This window comes from Streptomyces sp. NPDC017225 (assembly GCF_044331465.1).
In the GTDB taxonomy this organism is placed as follows: domain Bacteria; phylum Actinomycetota; class Actinomycetes; order Streptomycetales; family Streptomycetaceae; genus Streptomyces.
Window position 1 is genome coordinate 277,362 of the sequence record NZ_JBIRNE010000004.1, and the last position, 25,909, is coordinate 303,270.

The window sequence follows — 25,909 nt, forward strand, 5'->3', positions numbered from 1 at the left end:
GATCACTAGCGCATAGTGGGTATCAACCAGGTGCCCCGCTGCGTGGATTTATCTGTCCCAAGGTTTCGACTGCGTCCGACCCCCCCATGTCCCTGGGCTTATTGGAGGTGAGCCGCCGTGGCACTCTCGATTTCGGCGGTTGTGCTGCTGGCGATCATCGTCTTCCTGCTGGTCAGGAAATCAGGCCTGAAGGCGGGGCACGCGGTGGTGTGCATGCTCCTCGGCTTCTACCTGGCCTCGTCGACGATCGCTCCCACGATCAGTGAGCTGACGACGAACATCGCGGGGATGATCGGAAGCATCAACTTCTGACGCCGCGTCGGACCGTCGGCAGGGCCCCGGGGAGACCTGTCCCGGCCGAGTGCACTTCGTGGTGGACCTGTTCCCCCGGCTCCCCGCTTCATGCTTCCGTGGACTCGGCGGCCTCGGAGGGGAGCGAGAACCGGGGGGCGCGTGCACGACGACGGACGCCTGACGCGCTACCTGCCGCACGCCGTGAACTTTTCAGTCCTTTCGTCCTTGGGTCGCTCGTTTGAGCGGCTGGAGGACGTTTGGTGCGCAGGGTTCACGCTTTGGGGGCGTGTGCCTTTGCTTCGGGGGGCGGGGCCGACAGCCGCCGGGTCAGCCCTGGACCGCGTACGGCACGAAACCGACCCACGCGGCGGGCGTGAAGGCCAACTGAGGGCCCCTGACGTCCTTCGAGTCACGGACGTGGACGGTGCCTGACGCGGCGGCGACCTCTACGCAGGAGTCGCCCTCACTGCCGCTGTTGTAGCTGCTTTTGAACCACGCCAGGCCCGAGGTGCCCTCGGGCGAGGTCTTGCGGATCATGTCTCCCCCAGAAGCGCGCGTGCACACTCTGGGGTTTGCAGCAGACCATGGATGTGGAGCGGGTCGTAGAGCTGAAGCTCAACCGCCCGCGCCTCCATCTGAGCAAGATCCCGCACCTTCTTCGGGTACCGGACCTTCTTCACGTCCTCCTTCATCGCCGCGACGAGGCCACCGGCGTTCAGTACGTCGTCCGCCGTGTCCAGATACTCCGGCCTCGGGATCCGCTTGCCGCTCTCGATTCTTGTAGATCAGATCCTCGCCGTACCCGACCGCCACCGCGAAGTCGCCGACCCGCATCCCGGTCGCCTCCCGGCGGAGCCTCAACTGCCTTCCCACCGTGGCGACCACGGCGAGTGCCCAGTCGTCGTCCGCGTCCACCTCCCAGCCGGGCTCATCGGTCCGGTCCGCCTCGCTCCCGGCCCGCGTCGACTCCTCGATCACCGACATGCTCGCCCCTCCGTGACGCCGTGTCCTACCACTGAACCCTGCGCTGGGGGAGCCGCCTCCGACAGTCCGGACAGCACTGGACAGACGCTGAACCGTGGCTCTACGTAACAGGGCAATCACTCGTCACCGTAGGTCCGGTCAGCCACGCTGAGTGACGTGAATCAGGAAACTCGTGACATCGCCGCTCTCGGGGCCGGCGTCCAACCCGACGGCAGGTTCCGCAACTTCAGCAGATTCTTGCGGCGAACTCCCAGGGCTTCGGGCCTGGGAGGAATCGTATTCTCGTGGTCGCAGCGCGGAGCGCCGTGGCATCGCTCGTGCGTGCTCGGTCGCGAAGCGGCCGAGTGTCGTGTCCGGCGGAGCCGTGTGCGTCGCCAGTGGCGGGTTCACTCGGCCGGGTGATAGATGGCGAACGTACGGTGGCCGGTCGTACGGATATGTAGGTTTGGCGATCGTGAAGCTGATGACGCAGGTCAAGTTGCTGCCGACGCCGGTGCAGGCGGCGGCGCTGGAGGCGCCCCTGCGGGCCTGCAACGAAGCGGCGACCTGGGCGAGCGAGGTTGCCTTCGAACCTGGGCAGGCCGGGCTCGAAACGCTACCGCAGGGCGGTGGAGAAGCCGGTCGCCTTCCGCCCTGCGGGCACCGGGAGCTCTCTCTCCTCGCCATGGGGCTCAGCCTCCACCTCCAGTCGCTGCCCAAGGACGCCGCGGCCGACATCAAGACCCTCACCGCCAGGTTCCCCGAGGGAGCCACCCGTATCTCCGCCGCCCTGCGCGAACTGGAGGCGCACGGCTATCTGCGGCGGGAGCGCATGCGGACCTCCGACGGCCGCATCGTCACCCGCACGGTCTCCTGCAACCAGCCCGCCACGGCCCGTCGCCACGCCGAGGCCCTCACGCCGCCGACGGTCCCCCCAGCGCCCACCCCGACGACCGCACGAGCCGCAGGCCTCCCAGGTCCCGCAGGCGCCGCACGCCCCCCAGGTCCCGCACGAGGGGGGGGAGCACCGCGCGTCCCGCCCGCCCCGCAAGGCACTGCCCGCCGTGCCTCGTCCCGCGTACCCCGCCCCCGCCGCACTCCAGGCCGCCGTCGATCTCCTCTCGGGCCTGCGCCGCCACGATCCCCACCTGCTGCTCTCCGCCGACGACACGGCCCACCTCGCCCCTGGTGTCGTCGCCTGGCTGGAGCGCGAGGTCAGTCCGGCCGCCGTACGCCACGCCCTGATCACCGACCTGCCGCCCGAGGGCCTGCGCCGACCCGCCGCCTTCCTCGCCCACCGCCTCACCGCCCAGCTGCCGCCCCTGCCACCGTTCCGCGCACCGGCGGCATCCCCGCCCGTACGGCACCCCGTGCAGAACTGCGACGGCTGCGACCGGGGCTTCCGCGCGGCGGCGCCAGGCCGCTGCCGCGACTGCCGAACCGACGACTCGGCGGCCGCCCGGCCCCTGACCGGCGCATCGGACGACGCACGCCAGTAGGCCCGGCGCGCACCGGTTCCCGAGAGGCCTGGTCACCCACGATGCGAGCCGTTCCCGGTCAGTCGCCGGTTGCCGACGATTCCCGGTTGCCGGGCCGGCCCGAGGGCGCGGAACCGGGCGCGTTGCCTCCGGTGGGCTCGGTGCCGGTGTCGATGGGAACGGTCAGCTTCGCCGTGTAGCCCGCCTTCACCGACCCGCTCATGGTGGCGAGCTGGTGGACCCCACCGTCGTCACCGAAGACGTTGTCGGTCTTGAGGGTCAGCTTGGCGAGGTTGTCGACGGAGGACTCGTACCCGTCGGTGGCGAAGACGGTTTCGCAGACGCTCCCGGGGATGGCCATCTGGGACGTCGACAGCCGCTTGTCGTAGTCGGTGACGGAGTCCAGGTCGGGGTAGACCTCGAAGTGCACGTGCGGCCAGCGGCCCGGGTAACAGGCGGGGAAGACGCTGACGAACCTGACCCGGCCGTCACTGTCGGCGGCCTGCACGCCGCGCAGGTAGTTCTCGTCCTCGGTCCCGCTGGAGTAGAGGGAGTAGTTGCCGTCCCGGTCGCACTGCCAGGCATAGACGGCCGCGCCGGCGAGCGGCCGGCCGTCGGCGACGATGTCCAGCACCGTGAACTCGAAGGTGAGCGGGATGCCCGGGGCGGTCGTCGTCGAGTCGCCGAAACTGGAGCGGATGTCCTGTCGGACAATGCCGTCCTTGTCCAGGACGTCGACCCCGTTGGTGCCGTCCGCGGGGTAGGGGCCGTTGGTCTCGTCGGGGATCTCGGTGAGGCCGGACGACGATGACGATGACGGTGACGGTGACGTGGAGGCGGTGGCCTTGCCCGTGCTGCCGCTGGAGCCCGAGCCGCACGCCGCCAGGCCCGCCATGCCGCCGACCCCTCCGAGCAAGGACAGAGCCCTCCTGCGGGAGAGGAGGGTACCCAGGTCGAAGGTGAGTCCCTGGTCGACGACCTCCTCCTCCGGGTTCGGAAGCAGGCGCCCCTGGTAGGCGGGGCCGCCCGGCGTCTGACTGGCTTTCGGCTTGCGCATCGGGCGCCTTCCGTCTGGGGGTGACAGGTCCGTGAGGTCCGCATCGGGCCCCGGGAGCGCGGCGCCGTCGCCGACCCGATGGTCAGCCTGGCACCGGATCCCATGACCCGGCTCGGTGCCGCCTGTGAGTCGGCCGAGTGCTCGTCCGCGTTACGGGGACGAGCACTCGGCCTCATAGGGTGGGGGGCATGACGGAACTCCCCGCCCGGCGTCTGCTGCTGGTGCACGCGCACCCGGACGACGAGTCGATCAACAACGGCGTCACCATGGCCAGGTACGCGGCCGAAGGCGCCCACGTGACACTGGTGACCTGCACCCTCGGTGAGCGGGGCGAGGTCATCCCGCCCGAGCTCGCACACCTGTCCGGAGCCGCCCTCGGCGGACACCGCAGGGGCGAGCTGACGGCCGCGATGCGCGCGCTCGGCGTAGACGACTTCCGGCTGCTCGGCGGGCCGGGACGGTTCGCCGACTCCGGCATGATGGGCCTGCCCGACAACGACGACCCCGGCTGCCTGTGGCAGGCCGACGTCGACCGGGCCGCCGGACTCCTCGTCGAGGTGATCCGCGAGGTGCGTCCCCAGGTGCTCGTCACCTACGACCCCGACGGCGGATACGGCCACCCCGACCACATCCAGGCCCACCGCGTCGCCATGCGCGCCGCCGAGCTGGCGGCCGAGGCCGGCTGCCCGATCGCCAAGGTCTACTGGAACCGCGTACCGCGCACCGTCGCCGAGGACGCCTTCGCCCGCCTCCGCGACGAGCTGCCCGGCCTGCCCTTCGAGAAGGCGGCCGGTGTCGAGGACGTACCGGGCGTCGTCGACGACGAGCGGATCACCACCGAGATCCGCGGCGAGGGCACCGCGTACGCCGCCGCCAAGACCGCGGCCATGAGCGCGCACGTCACGCAGATCACCGTGGCCGGGCCGCACTTCGTCCTCTCCAACGAACTGGCCCAGCCGGTCTTCACCACCGAGTACTACGAACTGGTCCGCGGCGAGCGGGCCGGTGACAGCGACGGCGGCGCACGCGAGAGCGACCTGTTCGCCGGAATCGAGACCGAGGAGACGCCGTGAGCGGCCGTACCGAGCCGACGACATCCGCCCTGGCCCAGCCGCTGCGCGCGCCGTCCGCCGGGCTGGTCGCGCTCTATCTGGTGCTCCTGGTGCTCGGTGCCGTCGTGGGAGCGGCGGGCGCGCTGGTGCAGCCGGGGTGGTTCCCGGGCGGGCTGCTGCTCGCGCTGGCCGCCGAGGCGGGACTCTGCCTCGGCGCGGGCCGGGCCGTGGGGCGCCGGGGCGGGGCCGTCGCGCCCGCCGTGGGCTGGGCCATCGCCGTGCTCCTGCTCACCACCAGCCGCCCGGAGGGCGACTTCCTCTTCGCCGCCGGCAGCGGCTCCTACCTCTTCCTGCTCGGCGGGATCGCTGTCGCTGTGATCTGTGCCACGCTCGCGCCGGTGCGGCAACCGGACGGCGACGCCGTCCGACTTGGGAAGTGACGTACTACTTCGCCATGGCGCGGGCGTGCGAGTCCGGTGTCGGTTTCCCCGACGGTCACGGGATGCGCGCCAGAAGCGGCCAGTATGGTGGTGCGCGCCGCCGAGCCGCCCGCTTTGAAGGTGTGACGGGCGGCGGAGCCAACCGGGAGAACCTGCCTTGAGTCGTGAAACTGACAGTTCGTCCTCCGGGCCCCACGGGCGCGGCGGAGCCGCATACCCGTCGGGCACCCCGCCCTACGGGACACCCATGGCTTCCGACGCCGGTGCGGACGCGGGCCGTTCGGCCTCGCGGCCGGAGGAGCGCAAGACCGAGACGACGCTGACGACCCGCATCCGGATCAACATCCCCGGATCACGGCCCATTCCGCCGGTCGTCGTGCGCAAGCCCGTCTCAGACGCCGAGGACGCCACGGGCGCCGGCGGCGACGAGGAGACGGCGGCCGAGCGGCCCGCGCAGGCGCCGAGCGCCGCCGCGCCGCCCGCGGGCGGCGCCGAGCCTGCCGCCGAGGCCGCGCAGCACGCCCGGCCGGGCGCGGACAAGCCGACCAGTGACTGGTTCGCGCCGCGCAAGTCCGGCTCGGGCAAGGGCGCTCAGGACGGCGGCTCCACCAACGGCGCCGGTCTGGCCGGTGGTTCCGGAGCGGCGGCCGGCACGCCCGGAGCCTCCGGCACGGGTCCCGCGGGCCCCGCCGGTGCGGGCGCCGGCGCTGCCGGTACCGGTACCGGTGCGCGACCGGGCGGCGGGAGTGGCCGTCCCGGTGGCGTCGTCGGTTCCATGAACGTGCCGGGTGGTTCCCGGTCCGGCTCCACCAACGGCGCCGGTCTCGCCGGTGCGACCGGCGGGCCCGTGGCGCCCGGCCACGGGGGCGGCACCGGCTCCTTCGACGTGACCGAGGCACTGGCGGCGGGGCCGCTGGGCACCGGCGGCGGCCCCGAACCGCGCCGCGACGACCTGCCGTACGGCTCCGAGAACGGCGGGGCCTCCGGCCCCGGCGGCCCGTACGGCGGCCCGAACGGACAGTCCCCGTACGGCGACGCCCACAGCGGCCCCGGGGGCCCGACGAGCGGCCCGGCCACCGGGGACAGCGCGCTGGCGCCACCCCGGGCGGGCGGGCCCCGGACGTCCGGCGGATCCGGCGCGTCCGAAGGACAGCGCGGCCCCGCCCCCAACGGCCTCCGCGGCCCGGGTGCCCCTGGCGGCCAAGGTGGCCCCGGCGGCCAAGGTGGCCCCGGTGGTCCGGTCGGCTCCGGTGGTCCGGTCGGCTCCGGTGGTCCGGTCGGCTCCGGTGGTCCGGTCGGCTTCGGTGGTCCTGGCGGACCTGGCGGACCTGGCGGACCTGGCGGACCTGGCGGGCCGGGTGGTCCTGGCGGTACGGGCATGTTCCAGGGCGGCCCCGGCACCGACGCCGCACGCCCCGGCACGGGCCCCGACTCCTCCCGCCTCGGTCCCGGCGGCGGTCTCAGCGACGACACCGCGATCCTCACCCCGCAGAAGCCGGCCCCGGAGCCGGGCACCCCCGGCTACGGCAACCCGGACAACATCTCCGGGAACACCGTCACCAGCGGCATCCCCGTCGTCCCGGGCGACCGGAACGTGCCCTTCCAGGGCGGGTCCGCCGACGGGCCGCTGCCGCACACGCCCCCGAAGAAGCCGGAGCCGGTCTCCACGCCCCCGGCGAGTTCCGCCAAGCCGGCCAAGAAGAAGGGGCGCGGGAAGCTCCCCCTGCTCGTCGGCGGCCTGGTCTTCGTCGCCGGTGTCACCTACGGCGCCGGCCTGCTCATGAACCGCTCCGACGTGCCGAAGGGCACCACCGTGCTCGGCGTCGACATCGGCGGCAGCACGCGCGACGACGCCGTCGAGAAGCTGGACGACGTCCTGGCCGCCCGCGCGGGCAAGCCGCTCAAGCTCACGGTGGGCGGCGACACCGTCTCCCTCAAGCCGGACCAGGCGGGGCTGCAGCTCGACACGCAGGCCACGGCCAGCTCGGCGGCGACGAGCGACTACAACCCGGTCTCCGTGATCGGCTCCCTCTTCGGCCAGCAGCGTGTCGTCGACCCGGTCATGCCCGTCGACGAGGAGAAGCTGCACGCCGCCCTGGAGAACGCCGCCGGCGGAGCCGGATCGGTGACCGAGGGCACCGTCAGGTTCGAGTCCGGCAAGGCCGTCGCCGTGTACGGCAAGGCGGGCAAGGGGATAGACGTCGACAAGTCGACCGAGGCCGTGCAGGAGGCGTACCGCGCCCAGGTGGAGACGGGCACCGCCACCCCGGTGAACGTGCCGACGACCGCCCAGCAGCCCACGGTCTCCAAGGCCGAGGTCGACCGGATGATGAAGGAGTTCGCCGAGCCGGCGATGTCGGCCAAGGTGACCGTGCGGACGGATCCGGCGCACAGCATCGTGTTCAGCCCCGAGAAGTCGCTGTGGAAGTTCCTCGGGGTCACGGCGGTCAACGGCAAGCTGACCGACAAGCCCGACCTGGCCGCTCTCAAGGAGCTCTACGGCCAGACGTTCGACGGTGTGCTCGTCAGCCGCGCCAACGGTGAGAAGACGGCCGTCACCCCCGAGGACGTCTACGGGGCCCTGCGCCAGGCCCTGAAGAGCAAGACCGACCGTGTGGCGGTCATCGAGACGAACCCGACGTAGCCCGTCGGCCCACGAAAGCCGGCCCACGAAAGCCGGCCCACGAGGGGCGTCCGCCGGGCGCCCCTCGGCCGCCCGGCGGACCACGGGGGAGAGGGCCGCGCGGGTCAGTTCAGCAGTGCCCGGGCCGCCCGGGCCTCCCCCCGCACCTGCGCGGCGACCGCTTCGTCCACCGCCCCCACGACCTCCGCGTACGCCTCCAACTCCCCGGCACCCGCCGAGAACTCCCCCCGCTGCACCAGCAGTCGCGCCCGCTCGTACCGCAGCCGCGCCGCGTGCGCCGGCAGCAGCAACGCCAGCTCGATCGCCCACAAGCCGACATCCGACCGCTCCGGCCGAGCCGCCGCCCACGCCCGGATGTTGTTCAGGATGCGCGAGACCACCTCCAGCGGCGCCGCGGGCTCCAGCATCGACGGGTGCAGCGGGGCCCCCGTCGCCCCCGTCACCAGCAGTTCCGCGTCGTTCCCGCCGAGCACCCGCCCGCCGTCGAACGGATCGGCGAGCACCCGCTCCTCCTCCGGCCCGGACTCCGGCCCGAACCCGACCACGAAGTGCCCCGGCAGCGCGACCCCGTACACCGGAGCCCCCGCCCGCCGGGCCACCTCCAGCCACACCACCGACAGCATGATCGGCAGCCCGCGGCGGCGCCGCAGCACCTCGTGCAGCAACGACGACTCCAGCCGCTGGTAGTCCGCGGCGGCCCCGTGGAACCCGTACCGCTCGCCGAGCAGGTCCCGCAGCGCCGCCGCCCAGGCCCGCGGTGTGCCCGGCCGGAACGGCAGCTGCCCGGCCAGCCGGTCCAGCTCCATCTGCGCGGCGTCCAGCCCCGCCTCGTCGAGCGTTCCGTCCGCCTCCGCGCCCACCAGCAGGCACAGCGTGGCGAGGTCGGGCCGCTCGGACCGCGCCTCTTCGGCGAACCGCCGCCGCAGCTCGGCCGAGCGTCGGGGTGACGGGGGATGAGGATGACGCATAACTGGCTCGTGCCCTTTCACGGCGATCGGTTACCGGTCCGACCCGGCACTGCCCGGCTCCCGGTAGTGGTGGTACGCGTGATGCGCGGTGAAGCCCATCCCGGCGTACAGCGCCCGCGCCCCCGCGTTGTCCGCCTCCACCTGGAGCCACGCCGCCGACGCGCCCTCGTCGAGCGCCCGCCGGGCCAGCGCGGCCATCACGACGGTGGCGAGCCCCCGGCGGCGCAGTGCGGGGTCGACCTCGACGGCCGCGAACGAGGCCCACCGCCCGTCCACGACACACCGCCCGATCGCCGCCGGGGCGTCCGCGTCCACGTCCGCGCCGGGCACCGTCGCGAACCACACCGACGGCCCGGCGGCCAGCACCCGCAGGGCCACCTCGCTCACGCCCCTGCGCCGGTACCGCGCCAGCCACGCCTCGTCCACCTCCCGGGACAGGACCGCGCCGGTGCCCTCGGCCAGGTCGGCGACCGGCGCCAGCCCGCCGGTCCACACCTCGGCCGTCACCTCGCGCACCCAGCCCCGCCGTTCCAGCTCCGCGCACAGCGGTTCCTGCGTGCCCTCGGCGCCGGTGGCGGTCTGGACGTACGCGGGCAGGCCACGTTCGCCGTACCAGCGTCGTACGGCGGTCAGCGCCTCGTCGAGCGGCAGTCCCGGATCGCCGAGCGGCAGTACGGAGTTGGCGCGCCGGGTGAAGCCCGCCGCCGCCCGCAGCTCCCACTCGCCGAGCCGCTCGCTCTCCACCGGCGGCCAGGCCCGCGCGGCCACCCGCGCCAGCTCCTCGTAGGAGGCCGCGGGACCGCGCCGACGGGCGGGCGCCGGCGGCACGACCTTCCCCGCGACCAGAGCTGACTCCGCGACACGGACGGATTCGCCACTCTTTCGTGTGATCAGCAGCACACCATCGTCCCAGGATGTGAGAACGCCCACCGTGTCGGTGAACTTCTCACCCGGGACACCAGCATGGCTCAAGCACCGCACGGACACTCGTTTGCCCACGTCAGCAGCGGTGATACGGACCTCAAGGCGCCCTGCGGCAGAGATTTCCACGGGTCTGTTCACCCCTCCTGTTCGGATCATGCCCAAGAACGGAGATACTAGGGGCGGGCATCGACGACGCCGCGCTCCCGCGCGCCAGGCGGCGGAGCCTGAGGAGGCCCGCCAGCGCCCAATCGAGGAGGAACGACAGCGTGACCTACGTCATCGCGCAGCCTTGTGTCGACGTGAAGGACAAGGCGTGCATCGAGGAGTGCCCGGTCGACTGCATCTACGAGGGCCAGCGGTCCTTGTACATCCACCCGGACGAATGCGTCGACTGTGGTGCCTGTGAGCCGGTCTGCCCGGTCGAGGCGATCTTCTACGAGGACGACACCCCGGAGGAGTGGAAGGACTACTACAAGGCGAACGTCGAGTTCTTCGACGAGCTCGGCTCGCCCGGTGGTGCCAGCAAGCTGGGGCTGATCGAGCGCGACCACCCCTTCGTCGCCGCTCTGCCGCCGCAGAACCAGTAGGGGCGGCCCGCGCCGCACCGCCTCGGTCCCGTACGGCTGATCGCCCACGATCGGTGCCGTGCGGGACCGAGGCGTTTCGCCTGCCCGGCCGCGACAGCGGCGTCGGCCGCACCTGCCGCACGAAGAAAGTGAGCCAGTAACCGTGTCCGCAGTCTCCGACCGCCTGCCCACCTTCCCCTGGGACAAGCTGGAGCCGTACAAGAAGACGGCCGCCGCGCATCCGGACGGCATCGTCGACCTCTCCGTCGGTACCCCGGTCGACCCGGTCCCCGAGCTGATCCAGAAGGCCCTGACCGACGCGGCGGACTCCCCGGGCTACCCGACCGTCTGGGGCACCCCGGCACTGCGCGACGCGATCACCGGCTGGGTCGAGCGCCGCCTCGGCGCCCGCGACGTCACCCACCGCCACGTCCTGCCCATCGTCGGCTCCAAGGAACTCGTCGCCTGGCTCCCGACCCAGCTGGGCCTCGGCCCCGGCGACCGGGTCGCCTTCCCGCGGCTGGCCTACCCGACGTACGAGGTCGGCGCGCGCCTGGCCCGCGCCGAGTACGAGGCGTACGGCGATCCCACCGAGCTGGACCCGGCGGGCCTGAGGCTCCTCTGGCTCAACTCCCCGTCCAACCCGACCGGCAGGGTCCTGCCGAAGTCCGAGCTGACCCGCATCGTGGCCTGGGCCCGGGAGCACGGCGTCCTCGTCGTCTCCGACGAGTGCTACCTGGAGCTGGGCTGGGAGGCCGACCCGGTCTCCGTCCTGCACCCGGACGTCAACGGCGGTTCGTACGACGGCCTGGTCGCCGTCCACTCGCTCTCCAAGCGCTCCAACCTCGCCGGCTACCGCGCGGCCTTCCTGGCGGGCGACCCGGCCGTCCTGGGGCCCCTGCTGGAGATCCGCAAGCACGGCGGCATGATGACCTCGGCGCCGACGCAGGCGGCCGTGGTGGCGGCCCTCGGCGACGACGAGCACGTCCGCGTCCAGCGCGAGCGCTACGCGGCCCGCCGTACGGCCCTGCGCGAGGCGCTCCTCGGCCACGGCTTCCGCATCGAGCACAGCGAGGCCAGTCTCTACCTCTGGGCCACCCGCGACGAGTCCTGCTGGGACACGGTGGCCCACCTGGCCGAGCGCGGCATTCTGGTGGCTCCCGGCGACTTCTACGGCCCGGCGGGCGACCACTTCGTCCGCGTGGCCCTGACGGCGACGGACGAACGCGTCCGGGCGGCCGTGGAGCGCCTGTAGGCGCCGCGGTGGGCGCCCGGCCAGGATGCCAGGACACGCCCACCGCACCGACGCGGGCAAGCGAAACGCCGGGGCCCAGGGAGCGAACCCCGGACCCCGGCGCCGTACGAGCCGGGCGCTCAGCCGAGCGGCAGCCCCTGCACCGGCAGTCCGCCCGTGCCCAGCGCGTCGGTCGGCAGCCCGCCCTTCGTGGCCGTCTGCGCCGTGTCACCGACGATCTCCCCGGCGGAGCCCGCCGCGTCACCGGCGGCCTTCTGCGCCACGGGCGTGGCCTTCTTGACGACCGCGCCACCGGCCTTGCCCGCGGCCGGCACGCCCTTCTGGATGGCCTTGCCACCGGTCTCGCCGGCGGTCTTGGTGACGCTCTGGGCCGCGGCGTCGACGGTGTTGCCGACGTTCGCCCCGTCCAGGGCGGTCAGTCCCCCGAGGTTCGGGGCGGCCGGCAGTTCGGGAGCCGCGCTGGCGGAGCCGGCCGCACCGACCCCGGCAGCCGCTCCGGCGGCGACGAGCAGCGCGGCACGGGCGATCCGGCGGGTCAGGGGGAGGGACATGATGCTCCTTCGACGGAAGTCAGTGATGAGGTAACCGACCGCGCCCGGCGAGTGATCGACCGGGCCCGGCCGCAGTGACTACCGCTCGAGAGCCCCGAAGGTTGCGGCGGCACAACGTAAAGAGTTGGCAATGCGTCGCATTATCAGGTGCACAGAAAAACGGGCAAAAGGAGCCGGACGGAAAGCCTGCCGAATCCTTACAGCCCTTGTTGCCCCTGGGCTGTGGCGGATTCGGGAGTGACGACGCGGAAATCCGCCCACCGCGTCGACATGACGCCCGTACGGGTAACTCCGCAGAGTGATGCCTCGTACGGATGAGCGCTATCGCGCGGAGGTGATCCGGACCGGTCCCGTCGTCCGCTCGGCCCCGTGGGCGCTGCCCGCCTCCGTCGGGTACCACTTGCTGTCGGTGTTTCCCGCGGTCCACTCCCGGCCCGCGTAGGCGACCCGCTCGATGCGCAGGGAGGAGGCGTTGGCCACCGCCCAGTGGGCCAGCTGCCAGCCCCGCCGGCCCGGATGTTCCTCCGTACCCGCACCGGCGGTCACGGGCAGTGTCACGGTCCGCCCGTCGGAGCCGCCCGCGCCCGTCGGCGAGGGGGAGGCCGGGGGCGCCGTCGGGGCGTCGTCCACGGCCTCGCCGGCCGACTGGAGCACGTCCTGCCCGAAATCCCGTACGAGCGCCGCGCGGACCGCGTCCGGCCCCTGCGTGCGGGCCGCGCCCGGACGGCCCTCGCAGGTCAGCGTCGCCGCGGACCGTCCGGTCAGCGCGGCGGCGAGCAGTGTGGCGTCCGGTTCGTGCTTGGCGTACGCCTGCGGGAAGCCGCTGCGCTGCACGCGCTGGGCGGCGACGGTCAGCGGGAGGCGCGTGTAGCCGGGCACCTCGACCAGATGCTCGTAGAACATGCCCGCCGAGTACGCCGGGTCCATGATCTCCTCCGGTGTGCCCCAGCCCTGCGAGGGACGTTGCTGGAACAGGCCGAGCGAGTCGCGGTCGCCGTAGTCGATGTTGCGCAGCGTCGACTCCTGCAACGCGGTCGCCAGCGCGATCGTCACCGCCCGCTCCGGCAGGTCGCGCGCGGTGCCCACGGCGGTGATCGCCGCCGCGTTCACCGCCTGCTCCGGCGTGAACTCGTAGGTCGCGTGGCCGTCCTGGCTCGCGACGACCTTGCAGCCCGGAGCACCCGCGCCCCCGGTGACGTACCGCACCGTGAGATAACCGGCGACCGCGAGCAGGACCACGAAGGCCGCACCGGAACGGAGCAGGCGGCCATGGCGTTTGCGAAGTGGTGGCGGCTGAAGCACGCGTACAAGGTACTGGAGGGTAGGGGGTGGTGTACGCCGGGCACGGACCGTGCCCGAAAGGGCAACGGCTAGGGTCGGGGCCATGGCCGATACCACGCTTGACCTCACGCTGGACGCCGCGGAGCTCACCGCGCGGCTCGTCGACTTCCCCTCCGAGAGCGGCACCGAGGAGCCACTCGCGGACGCGGTCGAGAGCGCCCTGCGCGCCCTGCCGCACCTGTCGGTCGAGCGGTACGGCAACAACGTGGTGGCCCGTACCGATCTGGGCCGGGCGGAGCGCGTGATCCTCGCGGGCCACATCGACACCGTCCCGATCGCCGGCAACGTGCCGTCCCGGCTGGACGAGGACGGGGTCCTGTGGGGCTGCGGCACCTGCGACATGAAGGCGGGCGTCGCCGTGCAGCTGCGCATCGCGGCGACGGTCCCCGCGCCCAACCGCGACCTGACCTTCGTCTTCTACGACAACGAGGAGGTCGCCGCCGACCTGAACGGGCTGAAGCACGTCGCCGAGGCGCACCCCGAGTGGCTGGAGGGTGACTTCGCGGTCCTCCTCGAACCGTCGGACGGCCAGGTGGAGGGCGGCTGCCAGGGCACGCTGCGGGTGCTGCTGAGGACGACGGGGGAGCGGGCGCACTCCGCGCGCTCCTGGATGGGCTCCAACGCGATCCACGCCGCCGCCCCGATCCTCGCCCGCCTCGCGGCGTACGAGCCCCGCTACCCGGTGATCGACGGCCTGGAGTACCGCGAGGGCCTGAACGCGGTCGGCATCACCGGCGGGGTCGCGGGCAACGTCATCCCCGACGAGTGCGTGGTCACGGTCAACTTCCGCTACGCCCCGGACCGCAGCCCCGAGGAGGCACTCGCCCACGTGCGCGAGGTCTTCGCGGACTGCGGGGTGACGGAGTTCGTGGTCGACGACCACAGCGGCGCCGCCCTGCCGGGGCTCTCCCACCCGGCCGCGGCGGCCTTCATCGAGGCGGTGGGCGGCACCCCGCAGCCCAAGTACGGCTGGACGGACGTGTCGCGCTTCTCGACGCTCGGCGTCCCGGCGGTCAACTACGGCCCCGGAAACCCGCACTTGGCGCACAAGCGCGACGAGCGGGTGGAGACGGCGAAGATCCTCGCGGGGGAGGAGCGCCTGCGGTCCTGGCTCACGGCGTGATCCGAACCGGGTTTAGGCCGCTGTGTGGCGGACATGCTGAGGTCCCTCGCACGTAACCCGCGTAGATCTACGCTGAGGTGGAAGAACCTGTAACTGGAGGGAGCGCGCATGGCTACTGGCAACCCCGAGGGCAAGAAGCGGCCACCGGAGGAGCAGCGCCTGGGCCCTGTCCTCCGGCGGCGGGGTCAGGTACAGAAGAGCACCACGGACCAGCGCCTGCTGGACGAGCGTGCCCCGACCGACTGGGTGCACACCGACCCGTGGCGCGTCCTGCGCATCCAGTCGGAGTTCATCGAGGGGTTCGGCACGCTCGCCGAACTCCCGCCCGCGATCAGCGTCTTCGGTTCCGCCCGTACGCCGGCCGACTCACCGGAGTACGAGGCGGGCGTGCGGCTCGGACGGGGCCTGGTGGAGGCCGGCTTCGCGGTCATCACCGGCGGCGGGCCGGGGGCCATGGAGGCGGCCAACAAGGGCGCCCTGGAGGCGCAGGGCACGTCGGTCGGTCTCGGCATCGAGCTGCCCTTCGAGCAGGGGCTCAACCCCTACGTCGACATCGGCCTGAACTTCCGCTACTTCTTCGTCCGCAAGATGATGTTCGTGAAGTACGCGCAGGGTTTCGTGGTCCTGCCCGGGGGCCTCGGCACCCTCGACGAGCTCTTCGAGGCGCTCACCCTGGTGCAGACCCAGAAGGTGACCCGCTTCCCCATCGTCCTGTTCGGCTCCGAGTACTGGGGCGGCCTGGTCGACTGGCTCCGCGGCACCCTGGTCGCCCAGGGCAAGGCCGCGGAGAAGGACCTCCTGCTCTTCCACGTCACGGACGACGTGGACGAGGCGGTGGCCCTGGTCTCCAAGGAGGCGGGGCGTTAGGGCCTGTCGTCGCGCGGGGCGGCGGGGAGGGGGCGGGGGGCCGGCTGCCGCCGCTGCCCGCCTGCCGGCGTTGTCCGGCCGCCGCCGCCGCCGCCGCCGCCGCCGTCGCCGTCGCCGCCGCCGCCGCCGCCGTTGTCCGGCCGTCGGCGCTGTGCGGCTGCCGCCGCTGTCCGCCTGCCGGCGTTGTCCGGCCGCCGTCGCCGCCGCCGTCGCCGCCGTCGCCGCCGTTGTCCGGCCGTCGGCGCTGTGCGGCTGCCGCCGCTGTCCGCCTGCCGGCGTTGTGCGGCTCCCCCCGGCGTCCGCCCGTCGCCGCTGACCGGCCTACGCCAGCCCCCGCCGAGCCACCGCGGGCTCCCGGTGCCCCGCGATCGTCGCCACCATGTCCAGCACCTGCCGGGTCTCCGCCACCTCGTGCACCCGGTACACCCGCGCCCCCAGCCACGCGGACACGGCCGTCGTCGCCAGCGTCCCGAGCAGCCGCTCCTTCACGGGCCGGTCCAGCGTCTCCCCGACGAAGTCCTTGTTGGACAGGGACACCAGCACCGGCCACCCCGTCGCCACCATCTCGTCGAGCCGACGCGTCGCCTCCAGGCTGTGCCGCGTGTTCTTCCCGAAGTCGTGCCCGGGATCGATCAGCACCGACTCCCGCGGCACGCCCAGCGCCACCGCCCGCTCGGCCAGCCCCAGAGTCCTGTCCAGGATGTCGGCCATGACGTCCTCGTACGTCACCCGGTGCGGCCGAGTCCGCGGCTGCGCGCCGCCGGCGTGCGTGCACACCAGCCCCGCCCCGTACCGCGCGGCGACCTCCGCCAGCGCCGGGTCGACACCGCCCCACGCGTCGTTCAGCAGGTCCGCCCCCGCCTCGCACACGGCCTCGCCGACCTCGTGCCGCCAGGTGTCCACGCTGATCACGACGTCCGGGAACCGCCTCCGGACCTCCGCGACGAACCCCACTGTCCGCCGCGCCTCCTCCTCGGCCGACACCTCGTCGCCCGGCCCGGCCTTCACCCCGCCGACATCGATGATCGCGGCGCCCTCCGCGACCGCCTGCTCCACGCGGGCGAGGGCGGGCTCGTCGCGGAAGGTCGCCCCGCGGTCGTAGAAGGAGTCCGGGGTCCGGTTCACGATCGCCATGACGACCGGCTCGTGCGCCGCGAACTCACGCCTGCCGAGCCTGAGCATCCCCTGTGACATCTCCACGTCCATACCGTTCTCACGTTCCGCTCTCGCCCTTTGGGGGCCGCCCTGCGGATTCGGCCTCCGAATCCGGTCCTCCTGTGCGGCATCGACCGCGCATCGTCCGCCTGCGGCCCCGGCTGTCAGACTCGCATGGCACGATCGGACCCGACACAACCGACTCCGACTCCAGCTTCGACTCCGACTCCTGTTCCGGCACCGATCCAACCAGGCACGCGATCCGTCGAATCCTCGAACCCACGCGATCGCCGCGCTCGACCCGACCATGGGGGCCCCAGCGATGGTCATGTTCCTGTTCCTCGTCATCGCGCTGGCCGTCGTGGTCGCCGCGGTGACGCTCGCCGTGGTGAGCGGTGGCGACAGCGGGCCGTTGCCCGACGCCGCCCCCGAGCGGCTGAGCGACTCCCTGCCCCCGGACCGCCCGGTGGACCGCGCGGACGTGGAGCGGCTCCGCTTCCCGCTCGCCGCCCGCGGCTACCGCATGGCAGACGTCGACGACGCCGTCGGCCGTCTCGGCGCCGAGCTGGCCGAGCGCGACGCCCGCATCGCCGACCTGGAGTCCGCGCTGACCGGGGCCCGGGCCGCCGCCGCCCACCAGCACGTCTCCATGGAGAAGCCGGCCCAGGAGGAGCAGGAGTGAGCGCGGGGGAGGCCGTCGCGGGCCCGGACGGCGCGCCGCGCTGTCCCTGGGCCCTGTCCACCGCGGACTACGTGACGTACCACGACGAGGAGTGGGGCCGCCCGGTCCACGGCGACGACGCCCTGTTCGAACGCCTCAGCCTGGAGGCCTTCCAGTCCGGCCTGTCCTGGATCACCATCCTGCGCCGGCGCCCGGGGTTCCGTGCCGCCTTCGCCGCGTTCGAGATCTCCGAGGTGGCCGACTTCGGCGACGAGGACCGTGAGCGCCTCCTCGCCGACGCGGGCATCATCCGCAACCGCGCCAAGATCGACGCGACCCTCGCCAACGCGCGCGTGCTGGCCCGGTGGGCCCCGGGCGAGCTGGACGAGCTGATCTGGTCCCACGCCCCGGACCCCGCCGGGCGCCCGGTCCCGAAGACCCTCGCCGACGTCCCGGCCGTCACACCGGAGTCCACGGCGCTGTCCAAGGCCCTCAAGAAGCGGGGGCTCCGCTTCGTCGGTCCGACGACGGCGTACGCGCTGATGCAGGCCTGCGGACTGGTCGACGACCACCTGGAGACGTGCGTGTCGCGCGCGAGCCGACGGTCATCGGCTCACTTGCCCAGATAGCGCGGCTTCTCCTTGTCGACGAACGCCCGCACCGCGATCGCGTGGTCCTCGGAGGAGCCGGCCCGGGACTGCAGCTCGTCCTCCTTCTCCAGCGTCTCGGAGAGGGAGTGCGTCAGCCCGTACGCCATCGACTCCTTCAGCGCCGCGTACGCCACCGTCGGCCCCTCGGCCAGGGCCCGCGCCGTCCGTTCGGCCTCGGCACGCAGGTCGGCGGCGGGGACCACCCGGTTGGCGATGCCCAGCTCGTACGCCTCCCGGGCGCCGATGCTGCGGGGGAAGAGCAGCAGGTCGGCGGCGCGCCCGGGGCCGACGACACGCGGCAGCGTCCAGGAGACGCCCGAGTCGGCGGTGAGCGCGACCCCCGCGAAGGACGTGTTGAAGGCCGCCGTGTCCGCGACGACCCGGTAGTCCGCCGCGAGGGCGAAACCGAGGCCCGCCCCGGCCGCCACGCCGTTCACGGCGGCCACCACCGGCTTCCGCGCCTCGGCGAGCGCCCGCACGATCGGGTTGTAGTGCTCGCGCACCGTGCTCATGGTCTGCTCCGAGCCGGTCTCCCGGTCGGCGGCCAGCAGCCCGATGTGCTCCTTGAGGTCCTGGCCGACGCAGAACGCCCGCTCTCCGGCCGCGGTCAGCAGCACCGCCCGTACGGCGTCGTCCGCGGCGGCGGAACGCGCCGCGTCCCGGAGCGCGACCTTCGTCTCGATGTTCAGCGCGTTCATCGCCTCGGGGCGGTTCAGCGTGATCGTCGCGAGCCCGTCGCTCACCTCGTAGAGCACGGTGTCGGCCATGGGATCCCCTCCGCGTCGTCGTCCGTGTGGGCCGTACGTCTGGGTCGTACGTCTGGGTCGAACGTGTGTGTCCGGACACAGCATGACGGAGATCACCGGCAACGGATCGCTCCTGAGATGTGACCTGCGTCAAAGGATTCTGGTCCGTATCCATTCGGCAGAAGTGGACAAGGGCGCGCAGTATCGCAGTCACATCGCCGAATTGAGTGGTTTTGCTCGCGCGCGTTGCCCAAGCGATGCCGACCGATGTTGGTCATCGGGTCCTGGGATGCGGGATAATGGCTGGGAAGCAATGTGTTCGATGCCGGTGTCGCGCGTCCATGCCGGACTGCGCGTGCCCTCACGGGCCGTCGGCGGTGACGGTGAGCTGGTATCAGGAAGGGGAACGAGCATGGCGGCCATGAAGCCGCGGACGGGCGATGGCCCGCTCGAGGTGACAAAGGAGGGGCGGGGCATCGTCATGCGCGTTCCGCTCGAAGGCGGCGGTCGACTCGTCGTCGAGCTGACCCCCGACGAGGCCGACGCGCTCGGCGACGCCCTCAAGAAGGTCGTCGGCTGACGCGCGAGCGGCCATACCCGTTCAGTCGCCCCGGTACCGCACATGGTGCCGGGGCGATTGTCTTCCACTTCTTCGCGGTGCGCGTGCGCGTGCCCGTGTGCGTGCTCCCGGGCCCGCGGGCCTGCTCCACGGCTTCACCGACCTGGCGCCCGCCTCACCGCTTGACGGCGCACAGCAGTCCGTCGCCCACCGGCAGCAGTGACGGCACCAGCTCCTGGCTCTCCCGCACCGCACGCAGGAGTTCCCGCAGCCGCAGCACCTCGGTGGGCTGCGGTCCGGAGTCGATCGTCCGGCCGCCGCCGAAGACGCCTTCGAAGGCGACGAGACCTCCGGGACGCAGCAGGCGCAACGATTCGTCGAGATAGTCCAGGTACTCCAGACGGTCCCCGTCACAGAAGACGAGGTCGTAACCGGCGTCCGCGAGCCGGGGCAGCACATCCAGGGCCCGTCCCGGAATGAAGCGGGCCCGGTTGCTGGCGAAGCCCGCGGCGCGGAAGGCCTGCCGGGCGAACTGCTGGTGCTCCGGCTCCGGATCGACCGTGGTCAGTACCCCGTCCGGCCGCATGCCCTGCAGGAGATGGATCCCGGAGACGCCGCAGCCGGTGCCGATCTCCGCGACCGCCTTGGCGTCCACGGCGGCGGCGAGCAACCCCAGCGCGGAGCCCGTGCCCGGGGTCACCGAGCGCAGGCCCGCCTCGCGAGCCCGGTCGCGTGCCCAGAGCAGCGCGTCGTCCTCGGCGACATAGGCGTCGGCGAACGCCCAGCTCGTCTGCCGGTTGCCGGTAATGACCCTCTCCTGTCCCCGTCGTTGCCTCGGCGTGACTGTATCCGTTGGCGTCGGGAACCCGCAGATGGGACCAGTCGTTCAAGGGGAGAGCAAAGAGACGACTGAGCGGCCGGGCCGGGACGGGGGCGACGGATGGGTCAGAGCGCCGGGCAAGTGCTGACGCGGCCGGACGGGCCGTGCCGGCCCAGATCAAATTCTCGTAAAACCGCTTATCCGGAGCTAACGGGCGAGGTGGCTATGGTAGGGGCTCCACTGGACACCACCAGAGCCGACAGGGGAGGTGCGGCCGCACCCGCGGATCGGGGAGGAGTGCTGCGGCGCTTCCTCGGATCGGCAGGCAGGCCGAAATCCGTGAACGACACCGCTGCTGACCACAGCCACTCCAACAGTCCCAGCACGGGACACGCCCAGACCGCGACCTTCTCCAGCGACGCGGACGGGCAGGCGTGGACTCCGCCCACCTGGGAGGAGATCGTCAGCACCCACAGCGGCCGGGTCTACCGTCTCGCCTACCGCCTCACCGGCAACCAGCACGACGCCGAGGACCTCACACAGGAGGTCTTCGTCCGAGTCTTCCGGTCGCTGTCGACGTACACGCCGGGCACCTTCGAGGGCTGGCTGCACCGCATCACCACCAACCTCTTCCTGGACATGGTCCGCCGCAAGCAGCGCATCCGCTTCGACGCGCTCGGCGACGACGCGGCCGAGCGGCTGCCCAGCAAGGAGCCCAACCCGCAGCAGGTCTTCCACGACGCCCACTTCGACGCGGACGTCCAGCAGGCCCTCGACACGCTCGCGCCCGAGTTCCGCGCCGCCGTCGTCCTGTGCGACATCGAGGGGCTGTCGTACGAGGAGATCGCCGCGACCCTCGGCGTCAAGCTCGGCACCGTCCGCTCCCGGATCCACCGCGGTCGCTCCCAGCTGCGCAAGGCACTCGCGCACCGTTCTCCCAAGGCGCGTGCCGAGCGTCGCTCGTTCGCGGCCCGTGTTCCCGCACTGGGAGGAGGGGGCACGAGCGCGTGAGTGGGTCACGGCCTGAATCCGAGGGACACCTCGCAGAGCAGCATCTGGGAGACCGACTCTCCGCCTTGGTGGACGGCGAGCTCGGTCATGACGCGCGCGAGCGCGTACTGGCGCACGTGGCCACCTGCCTGAAGTGCAAGGCGGAGGTCGACGCGCAGCGCCGGCTGAAGAACGTCTTCGCCGCAGCGGCCCCTCCGGCCCCGTCCGAGAGCTTCCTGGCCCGCCTCCAGGGGCTTCCCGGGGGAGGCGACACGGACGGCGGCGGCTCGCCGCTGGACGCCGGAGGGTTCGCCGGTGGCCTCGACGGCGTCTTCGGAAGCAAGCGCGGCGAACGGTTCGAGTTCGGCTACGTTCCCGCCCGGCCGCACTCACCCGTGCCGGCGCCGGCCTCGCAGGGGCGCGGCTTCCGCATCCACGACGTGAGCCGGCACGAGCCGGAGCGGTCCTCCACTCGCGGCCTGCGGTTCGCCTGCGCCGCCGCCGGAGCGGTGTCGCTGGCCGCGATCGCCCTGGGCGGTGTCACCGTCGGCACCCCGGACACCACCACGGAGGCGCGCGGCTCCGGCAGCGGCAGCAACGTGACGCCGACGCGCACCCAGGGCGCGGGAGCGGCCACGAGCGCCGAGAGCCAGCGCCGCCGCTCGGGCGGTCCGCTGCTCGGGCAGGGCCAGGGACAGCGGGCGCTCGGAGACACCCCCGTCGCGCCCACGGCCATGTCCGCGCCGCTGCTGCCCGGAGTACCCGCCCCCTCGGGCGCCGATCCCCGACAGCAGGCCGTGCGCGCGCTGACCGCTCCGGTGATGGCCGGTGCCGCCGCCATGTCCCCGCTGATACGTCCGCTGGAAGCGGTTCCGCCGCTCTCGCTGACCTCCTGGTCGACGGCCGCAGAGGTCAGGCCGCCCGGCCTGCTCGCCGCGCCCGTCCCCGACCCGGGCCCGTCCCCCTCTCCCGCGGCTTCCCACGCCTCCCCCCACCGTCCGGTTCCCTGACCGGGATCTGCGCACCGGCCCGCGAACCTGATTGAATCCGGGGGGCGACAGAGCCCTTGGAGCCGACGATCTGCGGCCAGCTGCGGGGGAGAACATGAACGAGGGGAAGCCCACGAAGGCGAAGTGGTGGAGTCGTCCCCGCTCGCCCGAAGACGCGACCGACGGCGACTTCGAACTGGAACGCCCCCGCACGGCCGCCGGCGACGTGGCCGACGGGGGCGACGCGGGCGATTTCGAGCTGGAACGCCCGGCGGCGGCCCGCGTGGCCGACGAAGGGGACTACGAGCTGGACGGGCCGGCGTCCGAGAGGGACCGGCCCACGGACGGCGGCGGAACCACCGCCCCCGGCGAACCCGCGGGCGGAACCACCGCCCCCGGCGAACCCGCGGGCGGCGCCGCCGATGCCCTTCCCCACGCGGGCGCGGGTACCGGCGCGGGCCCGTACGCGGACGCCGCCTCGGACACCTGCGCGGGCGCCGACGCGGGTCTCCACACGGCTGGGGGCGCGGATCCGGGCCTGAACGCGGGCGTGGGCGCCGACGCGGGTCCGTACCCGGGCGTGGGCGCCGATCGGCACGGCGCCGATGCCGCCCTGACCGCGGCGCCCGTCGCCGAGCGCGGCAAGCCGCTGCACGATCCCGACCCCTACAGCACGCCTCCGTACGGCGAGCCGGGGCCCTGGGCTCCCGCGCCGCCGGTGCAGCATCCGACGGCGACACCGGCGCACGGCACGGTCGCGCCGGCGGCGCCTCGCGCCCCCGGCGCGCCTGTGGTGCCCGTGGTGCCGTCGCAGGCTCCGCCGCCGGGTGCGGTGCCCGATCCGGCGTTGGCGGATGCCCCGCCCCCCGCCCCGCCGGCCCACGCCACCACGGCAGCGGCGGCGCCTCCCGCCCCGCCGGTCATGCCGGTCACGCCGATGACACCGGCGACTCCCGCGTCGGAGGCGTCGGCGTCCCCCGGTCCGGGCAGCGCAGGACCGGGCGCCGACCCCTGGGGGCGCTACGACCCCTGGGCCGCCCAGGCCCCCGCCGCGCCTCTCCAGCACAGCGGCACGGTCGCCCAGACGCCGGTGCAGCGACGTAGGCGGGCCAGGAAGGCGGTGGTCGGCGGTGCGGTGCTGATCGCCCTGGTCTCCGGCGGCGTCGGCGGCGCCACGGGCGCGTATCTGGAGCGCAACGGCGGCGTGGGCACGGTGGAGCTGCCGCAGGCCGGGAAGGAGGCGGCGGAGCGGGCTCCGGACAGCGTCGCCGGGATCGCCGCCCGGGCGCTGCCGAGCGTGGTGACCCTGCACGTGAGCGGCGGCGACGCCGCGGGCACCGGTACCGGCTTCGTACTCGACGACCGCGGCCACATCCTGACCAACAACCACGTCGTGGAGCCCGGTGCGTCCGGCGGCGGGATAACCGTGACCTTCAACAGCGGCGACACCGCCGAGGCCACGCTCGTCGGCCGCGACAGCGGGTACGACCTCGCCGTGGTGAAGGTGAAAGGCGTCAGCGGTCTCACCCCCATGCCCCTCGGCAACTCCGAGAACGTCCGGGTCGGCGACCCCGTCGTCGCCATCGGCGCCCCCTTCGACCTGGCGGGCACGGTCACCTCCGGCATCATCAGCGCCAAGGAGCGGCCCATCACGGCGGGCGGCGAGGAGGGCGACGGCAGCGACATCTCGTACGTCGACGCGCTGCAGACCGACGCGCCGATCAACCCCGGCAACTCCGGCGGTCCCCTCCTGGACGCCCGTGGCCGGGCCATCGGCATCAACTCCGCCATCCGGTCCGCCGGCGGCGGCACCGAGTCGGACGGCGGCCAGGCCGGCTCCATAGGGCTCGGCTTCGCCATCCCCATCAACCAGGGCAAGCGTGTCGCCGAGGAACTGATCAACACGGGCAAGGCCACCCACCCGGTCATCGGCATCACCCTCGACATGAACTACGCCGGGGACGGCGCCCGCGTCGGCGCCAAGGGCAGCGACGGCGGGCCCGCGGTCAGCTCGGGCGGCCCCGGCGCCGAGGCCGGCATCGAGCCGGGGGACGTGATCACCGCCGTGGACGGCCAGCGCGTGCACTCCGGCGAGGAACTCATCGTCAAGATCCGTGCCCACCGCCCCGGCGACCGCCTGGAGCTGACGCTGGAACGCGACGGCAAGGAGACGAAGGTCTCGCTGGTACTCGGTTCCTCCGACGGAGGCTGAACGGGCCGCGCGGGTCCCGGCAAGGGGCCAGGAAGGCAAACACTTCGGAAAGCGCCCGCATACACGCACTCGGGGCTCACGGGACGGTACCGGTCGGACGGGATCGGCGGGTACCGTGGTGGCGGCCCGGACATCCCAAGGAGCTTCAGGTGTTCAATGACATAGGCGCACTAGAGCTGGTGACGCTCGTCGTCCTCGCCGTGCTCGTCTTCGGTCCGGACAAGCTCCCCAAGGTCATCCAGGACGTGACGCGCACCATCCGGAAGATCCGCGAGTTCTCCGACAGCGCCAAGCAGGACATCCGGCAGGAGCTGGGCCCCGAGTTCAAGGACTTCGAGTTCGAGGACCTCAACCCCAAGACGTTCATCCGCAAGCAGCTGGACAACGACGAGCTGGGGCTCAAGGAGATCCGCAACGGCTTCGACCTGAAGAAGGAGATGGCCGAGGTCACCGACGCGGTGCACGGCCGCGAGTCGGAGTCGTCGTCCGATTCCTCGTCCTCCTCCGGTTCGTCCGCCGCGTCCTCGTCCGGCTCCGCCGGCGGCCGGATCGACATGACCAAGAAGCCCGCGGCTCCCGCCCTCGACGACCGTCCGCCGTTCGACGCGGACGCCACCTGAGCCCGGCCCCACGCGCCGTCGCACCCCACGAGAGCCGGCTCCGTGCACGCCACGAGAGGCGACTCCGCCGCCTTACGTGACGCGTCTCACACTCCGGACGGAGCGCACGAGGCCCCAAGGCGACGTCCGCGCGACCCACGCGCCCGGCGGGTTCCCGGCTGCCGCCTGTGGTGTGGCTATGCTGCCCGAGTTGTTGTGCGGACCGGACGAGTGCGCCCGAAGGGGGGCGGGCCGTTCCGGTCCGACGAGAGCGAGGAGGCGTCCGGGTACATGGAGACGACAAGTGGCGCGGTCGCGCAGGCGCCGGCCGCGGAGGACGGACAACAGGTCCCCTCCGCCCGGCGCATGATCGACGGCTACCTGAGCGCGCCCTTCCCTTGGTACGGCCTCGACGAGGCCTTCACGGGGCGGCGCTGGCTGATGCAGGTCGGTACGGCGGCCGACGGGGCCGTGGAGCACGGTTCGATCGGGCACGGTGACGAACCGTCCGTGCGCAACGAGCACGTGGCGGGCGACGAGCAGGACGCCAAGGAGAAGTTCGCGGTCGTCGTGACCGTCGCGGCCAACCCCGACCGGCGGAGCGCCGACGGCACGGGCCTGCTGGAGGCCACCTCGGTCTCCTCGGCCGCCTGGCTGGCCGGTGTGGGGCTGCTGTCCTTCACCTGGCCCGGCCAGATGGACCACTCGCTGCGCGACGACTGGCTGGAGCAGCAGACGGAGACCGCGTGGGTCCTCGCGGACGACCTCGACGGCGAGGACTGGACGTCGCTGTCCCTGCCCGTGGACGGGGTGGCGACGCCCTTCCACTACCGGGAGTCCGAGTTCGGCTGGGTGCTCGCCGGTTCCACCGAGCGGGGCGTCCACCTGGGGGCCTACGGCAGGGGTATGAGCGCCTACGGGCTGGCCTTCTCCGTGGTCAAGGACATCGCCGCGTACGCCTGACAGACAGGCGGGCACGCGTACGACTGCCGCAGGCGTACGACA

At 72.9% G+C, this 25,909-nt stretch carries 25 protein-coding genes and 2 pseudogenes; 17 read left to right on the plus strand and 10 right to left on the minus strand.

The window, feature by feature from the left end; translation table 11 throughout:
- The first annotated feature begins 117 nt into the window (after nt 1-117).
- On the plus strand, nt 118-312 hold the full coding sequence (locus tag ACH4NX_RS11945; protein WP_271320206.1) for a hypothetical protein: 195 nt from the start codon (nt 118-120) through the stop codon (nt 310-312).
- 309 nt (nt 313-621) lie between these two features.
- Here the strand turns inward: ACH4NX_RS11945 and ACH4NX_RS11950 are convergent, their stop codons facing one another.
- Nucleotides 622-831 (minus strand): DUF397 domain-containing protein, encoded by a 210-nt coding sequence (locus tag ACH4NX_RS11950; protein ID WP_398127848.1) that lies wholly within the window; start codon nt 829-831, stop codon nt 622-624.
- Between the two features lie 8 nt (nt 832-839).
- Nucleotides 840-1,278 (minus strand): annotated as a pseudogene (locus tag ACH4NX_RS11955) (Scr1 family TA system antitoxin-like transcriptional regulator); the annotation flags it as partial.
- A gap of 640 nt (nt 1,279-1,918) precedes the next feature.
- Here ACH4NX_RS11955 and ACH4NX_RS11960 point away from each other — a divergent pair.
- A pseudogene (locus ACH4NX_RS11960) lies at nt 1,919-2,756 on the plus strand (helix-turn-helix domain-containing protein); the annotation flags it as partial.
- Between the two features lie 58 nt (nt 2,757-2,814).
- Here the strand turns inward: ACH4NX_RS11960 and ACH4NX_RS11965 are convergent.
- Nucleotides 2,815-3,792: an intradiol ring-cleavage dioxygenase gene (locus tag ACH4NX_RS11965; RefSeq protein ID WP_351396480.1), complete on the minus strand. Its 978-nt coding sequence runs from the start codon at nt 3,790-3,792 to the stop codon at nt 2,815-2,817.
- 188 nt (nt 3,793-3,980) lie between these two features.
- Between ACH4NX_RS11965 and mshB the strand changes: the two genes are divergently transcribed.
- From mshB to ACH4NX_RS11980, 3 genes are all read left to right on the plus strand, one after another.
- A complete protein-coding gene (mshB, locus tag ACH4NX_RS11970; RefSeq protein ID WP_351396483.1) occupies nt 3,981-4,865 on the plus strand; it encodes an N-acetyl-1-D-myo-inositol-2-amino-2-deoxy-alpha-D-glucopyranoside deacetylase in 885 nt (294 codons plus the stop codon).
- Nucleotides 4,862-5,284, plus strand: a complete 423-nt coding sequence (locus tag ACH4NX_RS11975) for a DUF6113 family protein (RefSeq protein WP_351396486.1) — start codon at nt 4,862-4,864, stop codon at nt 5,282-5,284. Before mshB ends, ACH4NX_RS11975 begins: the two co-directional genes overlap by 4 nt.
- Nucleotides 5,285-5,441: 157 nt before the next feature.
- Complete coding sequence (locus tag ACH4NX_RS11980; RefSeq protein ID WP_398127847.1) at nt 5,442-7,928, plus strand: hypothetical protein; 2,487 nt, start codon at nt 5,442-5,444, stop codon at nt 7,926-7,928.
- Between the two features lie 104 nt (nt 7,929-8,032).
- Here the strand turns inward: ACH4NX_RS11980 and ACH4NX_RS11985 are convergent, their stop codons facing one another.
- Together ACH4NX_RS11985 and ACH4NX_RS11990 are read right to left on the minus strand one after the other, a co-directional pair.
- Nucleotides 8,033-8,896, minus strand: coding sequence for a transglutaminase-like domain-containing protein (locus ACH4NX_RS11985; protein ID WP_351396492.1), 864 nt, complete (start codon nt 8,894-8,896; stop codon nt 8,033-8,035).
- Between the two features lie 30 nt (nt 8,897-8,926).
- Entirely contained in the window at nt 8,927-9,946 is a 1,020-nt protein-coding gene (locus ACH4NX_RS11990) for a GNAT family N-acetyltransferase (protein ID WP_398127846.1), read from the minus strand.
- Nucleotides 9,947-10,086: 140 nt separating this feature from the next.
- Between ACH4NX_RS11990 and fdxA the strand changes: the two genes are divergently transcribed.
- Both fdxA and ACH4NX_RS12000 read left to right on the plus strand, forming a co-directional pair.
- Entirely contained in the window at nt 10,087-10,407 is a 321-nt protein-coding gene (gene fdxA, locus ACH4NX_RS11995; RefSeq protein WP_003973842.1) for a ferredoxin, read from the plus strand.
- A gap of 142 nt (nt 10,408-10,549) precedes the next feature.
- Nucleotides 10,550-11,641 carry a bifunctional succinyldiaminopimelate transaminase/glutamate-prephenate aminotransferase gene (locus tag ACH4NX_RS12000; RefSeq protein ID WP_351396497.1) on the plus strand — a complete coding sequence of 364 codons (1,092 nt, stop codon included), beginning with the start codon at nt 10,550-10,552 and terminating at the stop codon, nt 11,639-11,641.
- Nucleotides 11,642-11,760: 119 nt separating this feature from the next.
- Here ACH4NX_RS12000 and ACH4NX_RS12005 read toward each other — a convergent pair whose 3' ends face one another.
- Both ACH4NX_RS12005 and ACH4NX_RS12010 read right to left on the minus strand, forming a co-directional pair.
- Nucleotides 11,761-12,192, minus strand: a complete 432-nt coding sequence (locus tag ACH4NX_RS12005) for an ATP-binding protein (RefSeq protein WP_351396499.1) — start codon at nt 12,190-12,192, stop codon at nt 11,761-11,763.
- A gap of 321 nt (nt 12,193-12,513) precedes the next feature.
- Nucleotides 12,514-13,431, minus strand: coding sequence for a heavy metal transporter (locus ACH4NX_RS12010; protein ID WP_398127956.1), 918 nt, complete (start codon nt 13,429-13,431; stop codon nt 12,514-12,516).
- A gap of 145 nt (nt 13,432-13,576) precedes the next feature.
- Between ACH4NX_RS12010 and dapE the strand changes: the two genes are divergently transcribed.
- Entirely contained in the window at nt 13,577-14,656 is a 1,080-nt protein-coding gene (gene dapE, locus ACH4NX_RS12015; RefSeq protein ID WP_398127845.1) for a succinyl-diaminopimelate desuccinylase, read from the plus strand.
- A gap of 108 nt (nt 14,657-14,764) precedes the next feature.
- Nucleotides 14,765-15,523 (plus strand): TIGR00730 family Rossman fold protein, encoded by a 759-nt coding sequence (locus ACH4NX_RS12020; protein WP_351396503.1) that lies wholly within the window; start codon nt 14,765-14,767, stop codon nt 15,521-15,523.
- Nucleotides 15,524-15,844: 321 nt separating this feature from the next.
- On the opposite strand, the gene folP is transcribed toward ACH4NX_RS12020, so the two are convergent.
- Entirely contained in the window at nt 15,845-16,705 is an 861-nt protein-coding gene (folP, locus tag ACH4NX_RS12025; protein WP_351396526.1) for a dihydropteroate synthase, read from the minus strand.
- 301 nt (nt 16,706-17,006) lie between these two features.
- On the opposite strand from folP, the gene ACH4NX_RS12030 reads away from it, so the two are divergent.
- Both ACH4NX_RS12030 and ACH4NX_RS12035 read left to right on the plus strand, forming a co-directional pair.
- Nucleotides 17,007-17,360 (plus strand): DivIVA domain-containing protein, encoded by a 354-nt coding sequence (locus ACH4NX_RS12030; RefSeq protein ID WP_351396529.1) that lies wholly within the window; start codon nt 17,007-17,009, stop codon nt 17,358-17,360.
- Entirely contained in the window at nt 17,357-17,968 is a 612-nt protein-coding gene (locus tag ACH4NX_RS12035) for a DNA-3-methyladenine glycosylase I (RefSeq protein ID WP_351396505.1), read from the plus strand. The genes ACH4NX_RS12030 and ACH4NX_RS12035 overlap by 4 nt, the downstream gene beginning before the upstream one ends.
- On the opposite strand, the gene ACH4NX_RS12040 is transcribed toward ACH4NX_RS12035, so the two are convergent.
- Nucleotides 17,953-18,756, minus strand: a complete 804-nt coding sequence (locus tag ACH4NX_RS12040) for an enoyl-CoA hydratase/isomerase family protein (RefSeq protein ID WP_398127844.1) — start codon at nt 18,754-18,756, stop codon at nt 17,953-17,955. The genes ACH4NX_RS12035 and ACH4NX_RS12040 overlap by 16 nt on opposite strands.
- A 391-nt stretch (nt 18,757-19,147) precedes the next feature.
- Between ACH4NX_RS12040 and ACH4NX_RS12045 the strand changes: the two genes are divergently transcribed.
- The gene (locus ACH4NX_RS12045) at nt 19,148-19,315 is read left to right on the plus strand and encodes a DUF3117 domain-containing protein (RefSeq protein WP_003966491.1); all 168 of its coding nucleotides are present in this window, start codon (nt 19,148-19,150) and stop codon (nt 19,313-19,315) included.
- A 154-nt stretch (nt 19,316-19,469) separates the two neighbouring features.
- Here ACH4NX_RS12045 and ACH4NX_RS12050 read toward each other — a convergent pair whose 3' ends face one another.
- Nucleotides 19,470-20,168, minus strand: coding sequence for an O-methyltransferase (locus ACH4NX_RS12050; protein WP_351396531.1), 699 nt, complete (start codon nt 20,166-20,168; stop codon nt 19,470-19,472).
- Nucleotides 20,169-20,453: 285 nt separating this feature from the next.
- Between ACH4NX_RS12050 and sigE the strand changes: the two genes are divergently transcribed.
- The 5 genes from sigE (at nt 20,454) to ACH4NX_RS12075 (ending at nt 25,867) form a co-directional block, all read left to right on the plus strand.
- Nucleotides 20,454-21,125 carry an RNA polymerase sigma factor SigE gene (gene sigE, locus ACH4NX_RS12055; protein WP_351396511.1) on the plus strand — a complete coding sequence of 224 codons (672 nt, stop codon included), beginning with the start codon at nt 20,454-20,456 and terminating at the stop codon, nt 21,123-21,125.
- On the plus strand, nt 21,122-22,114 hold the full coding sequence (locus ACH4NX_RS12060) for a zf-HC2 domain-containing protein (RefSeq protein WP_351396513.1): 993 nt from the start codon (nt 21,122-21,124) through the stop codon (nt 22,112-22,114). The genes sigE and ACH4NX_RS12060 overlap by 4 nt, the downstream gene beginning before the upstream one ends.
- A 94-nt stretch (nt 22,115-22,208) precedes the next feature.
- A complete protein-coding gene (locus ACH4NX_RS12065; RefSeq protein ID WP_398127843.1) occupies nt 22,209-24,305 on the plus strand; it encodes a trypsin-like peptidase domain-containing protein in 2,097 nt (698 codons plus the stop codon).
- Nucleotides 24,306-24,454: 149 nt separating this feature from the next.
- Nucleotides 24,455-24,925, plus strand: a complete 471-nt coding sequence (locus ACH4NX_RS12070; protein WP_351390692.1) for a sec-independent translocase — start codon at nt 24,455-24,457, stop codon at nt 24,923-24,925.
- Between the two features lie 270 nt (nt 24,926-25,195).
- Nucleotides 25,196-25,867, plus strand: coding sequence for a hypothetical protein (locus tag ACH4NX_RS12075; protein ID WP_351390689.1), 672 nt, complete (start codon nt 25,196-25,198; stop codon nt 25,865-25,867).
- Nucleotides 25,868-25,909: the final 42 nt, after the last annotated feature.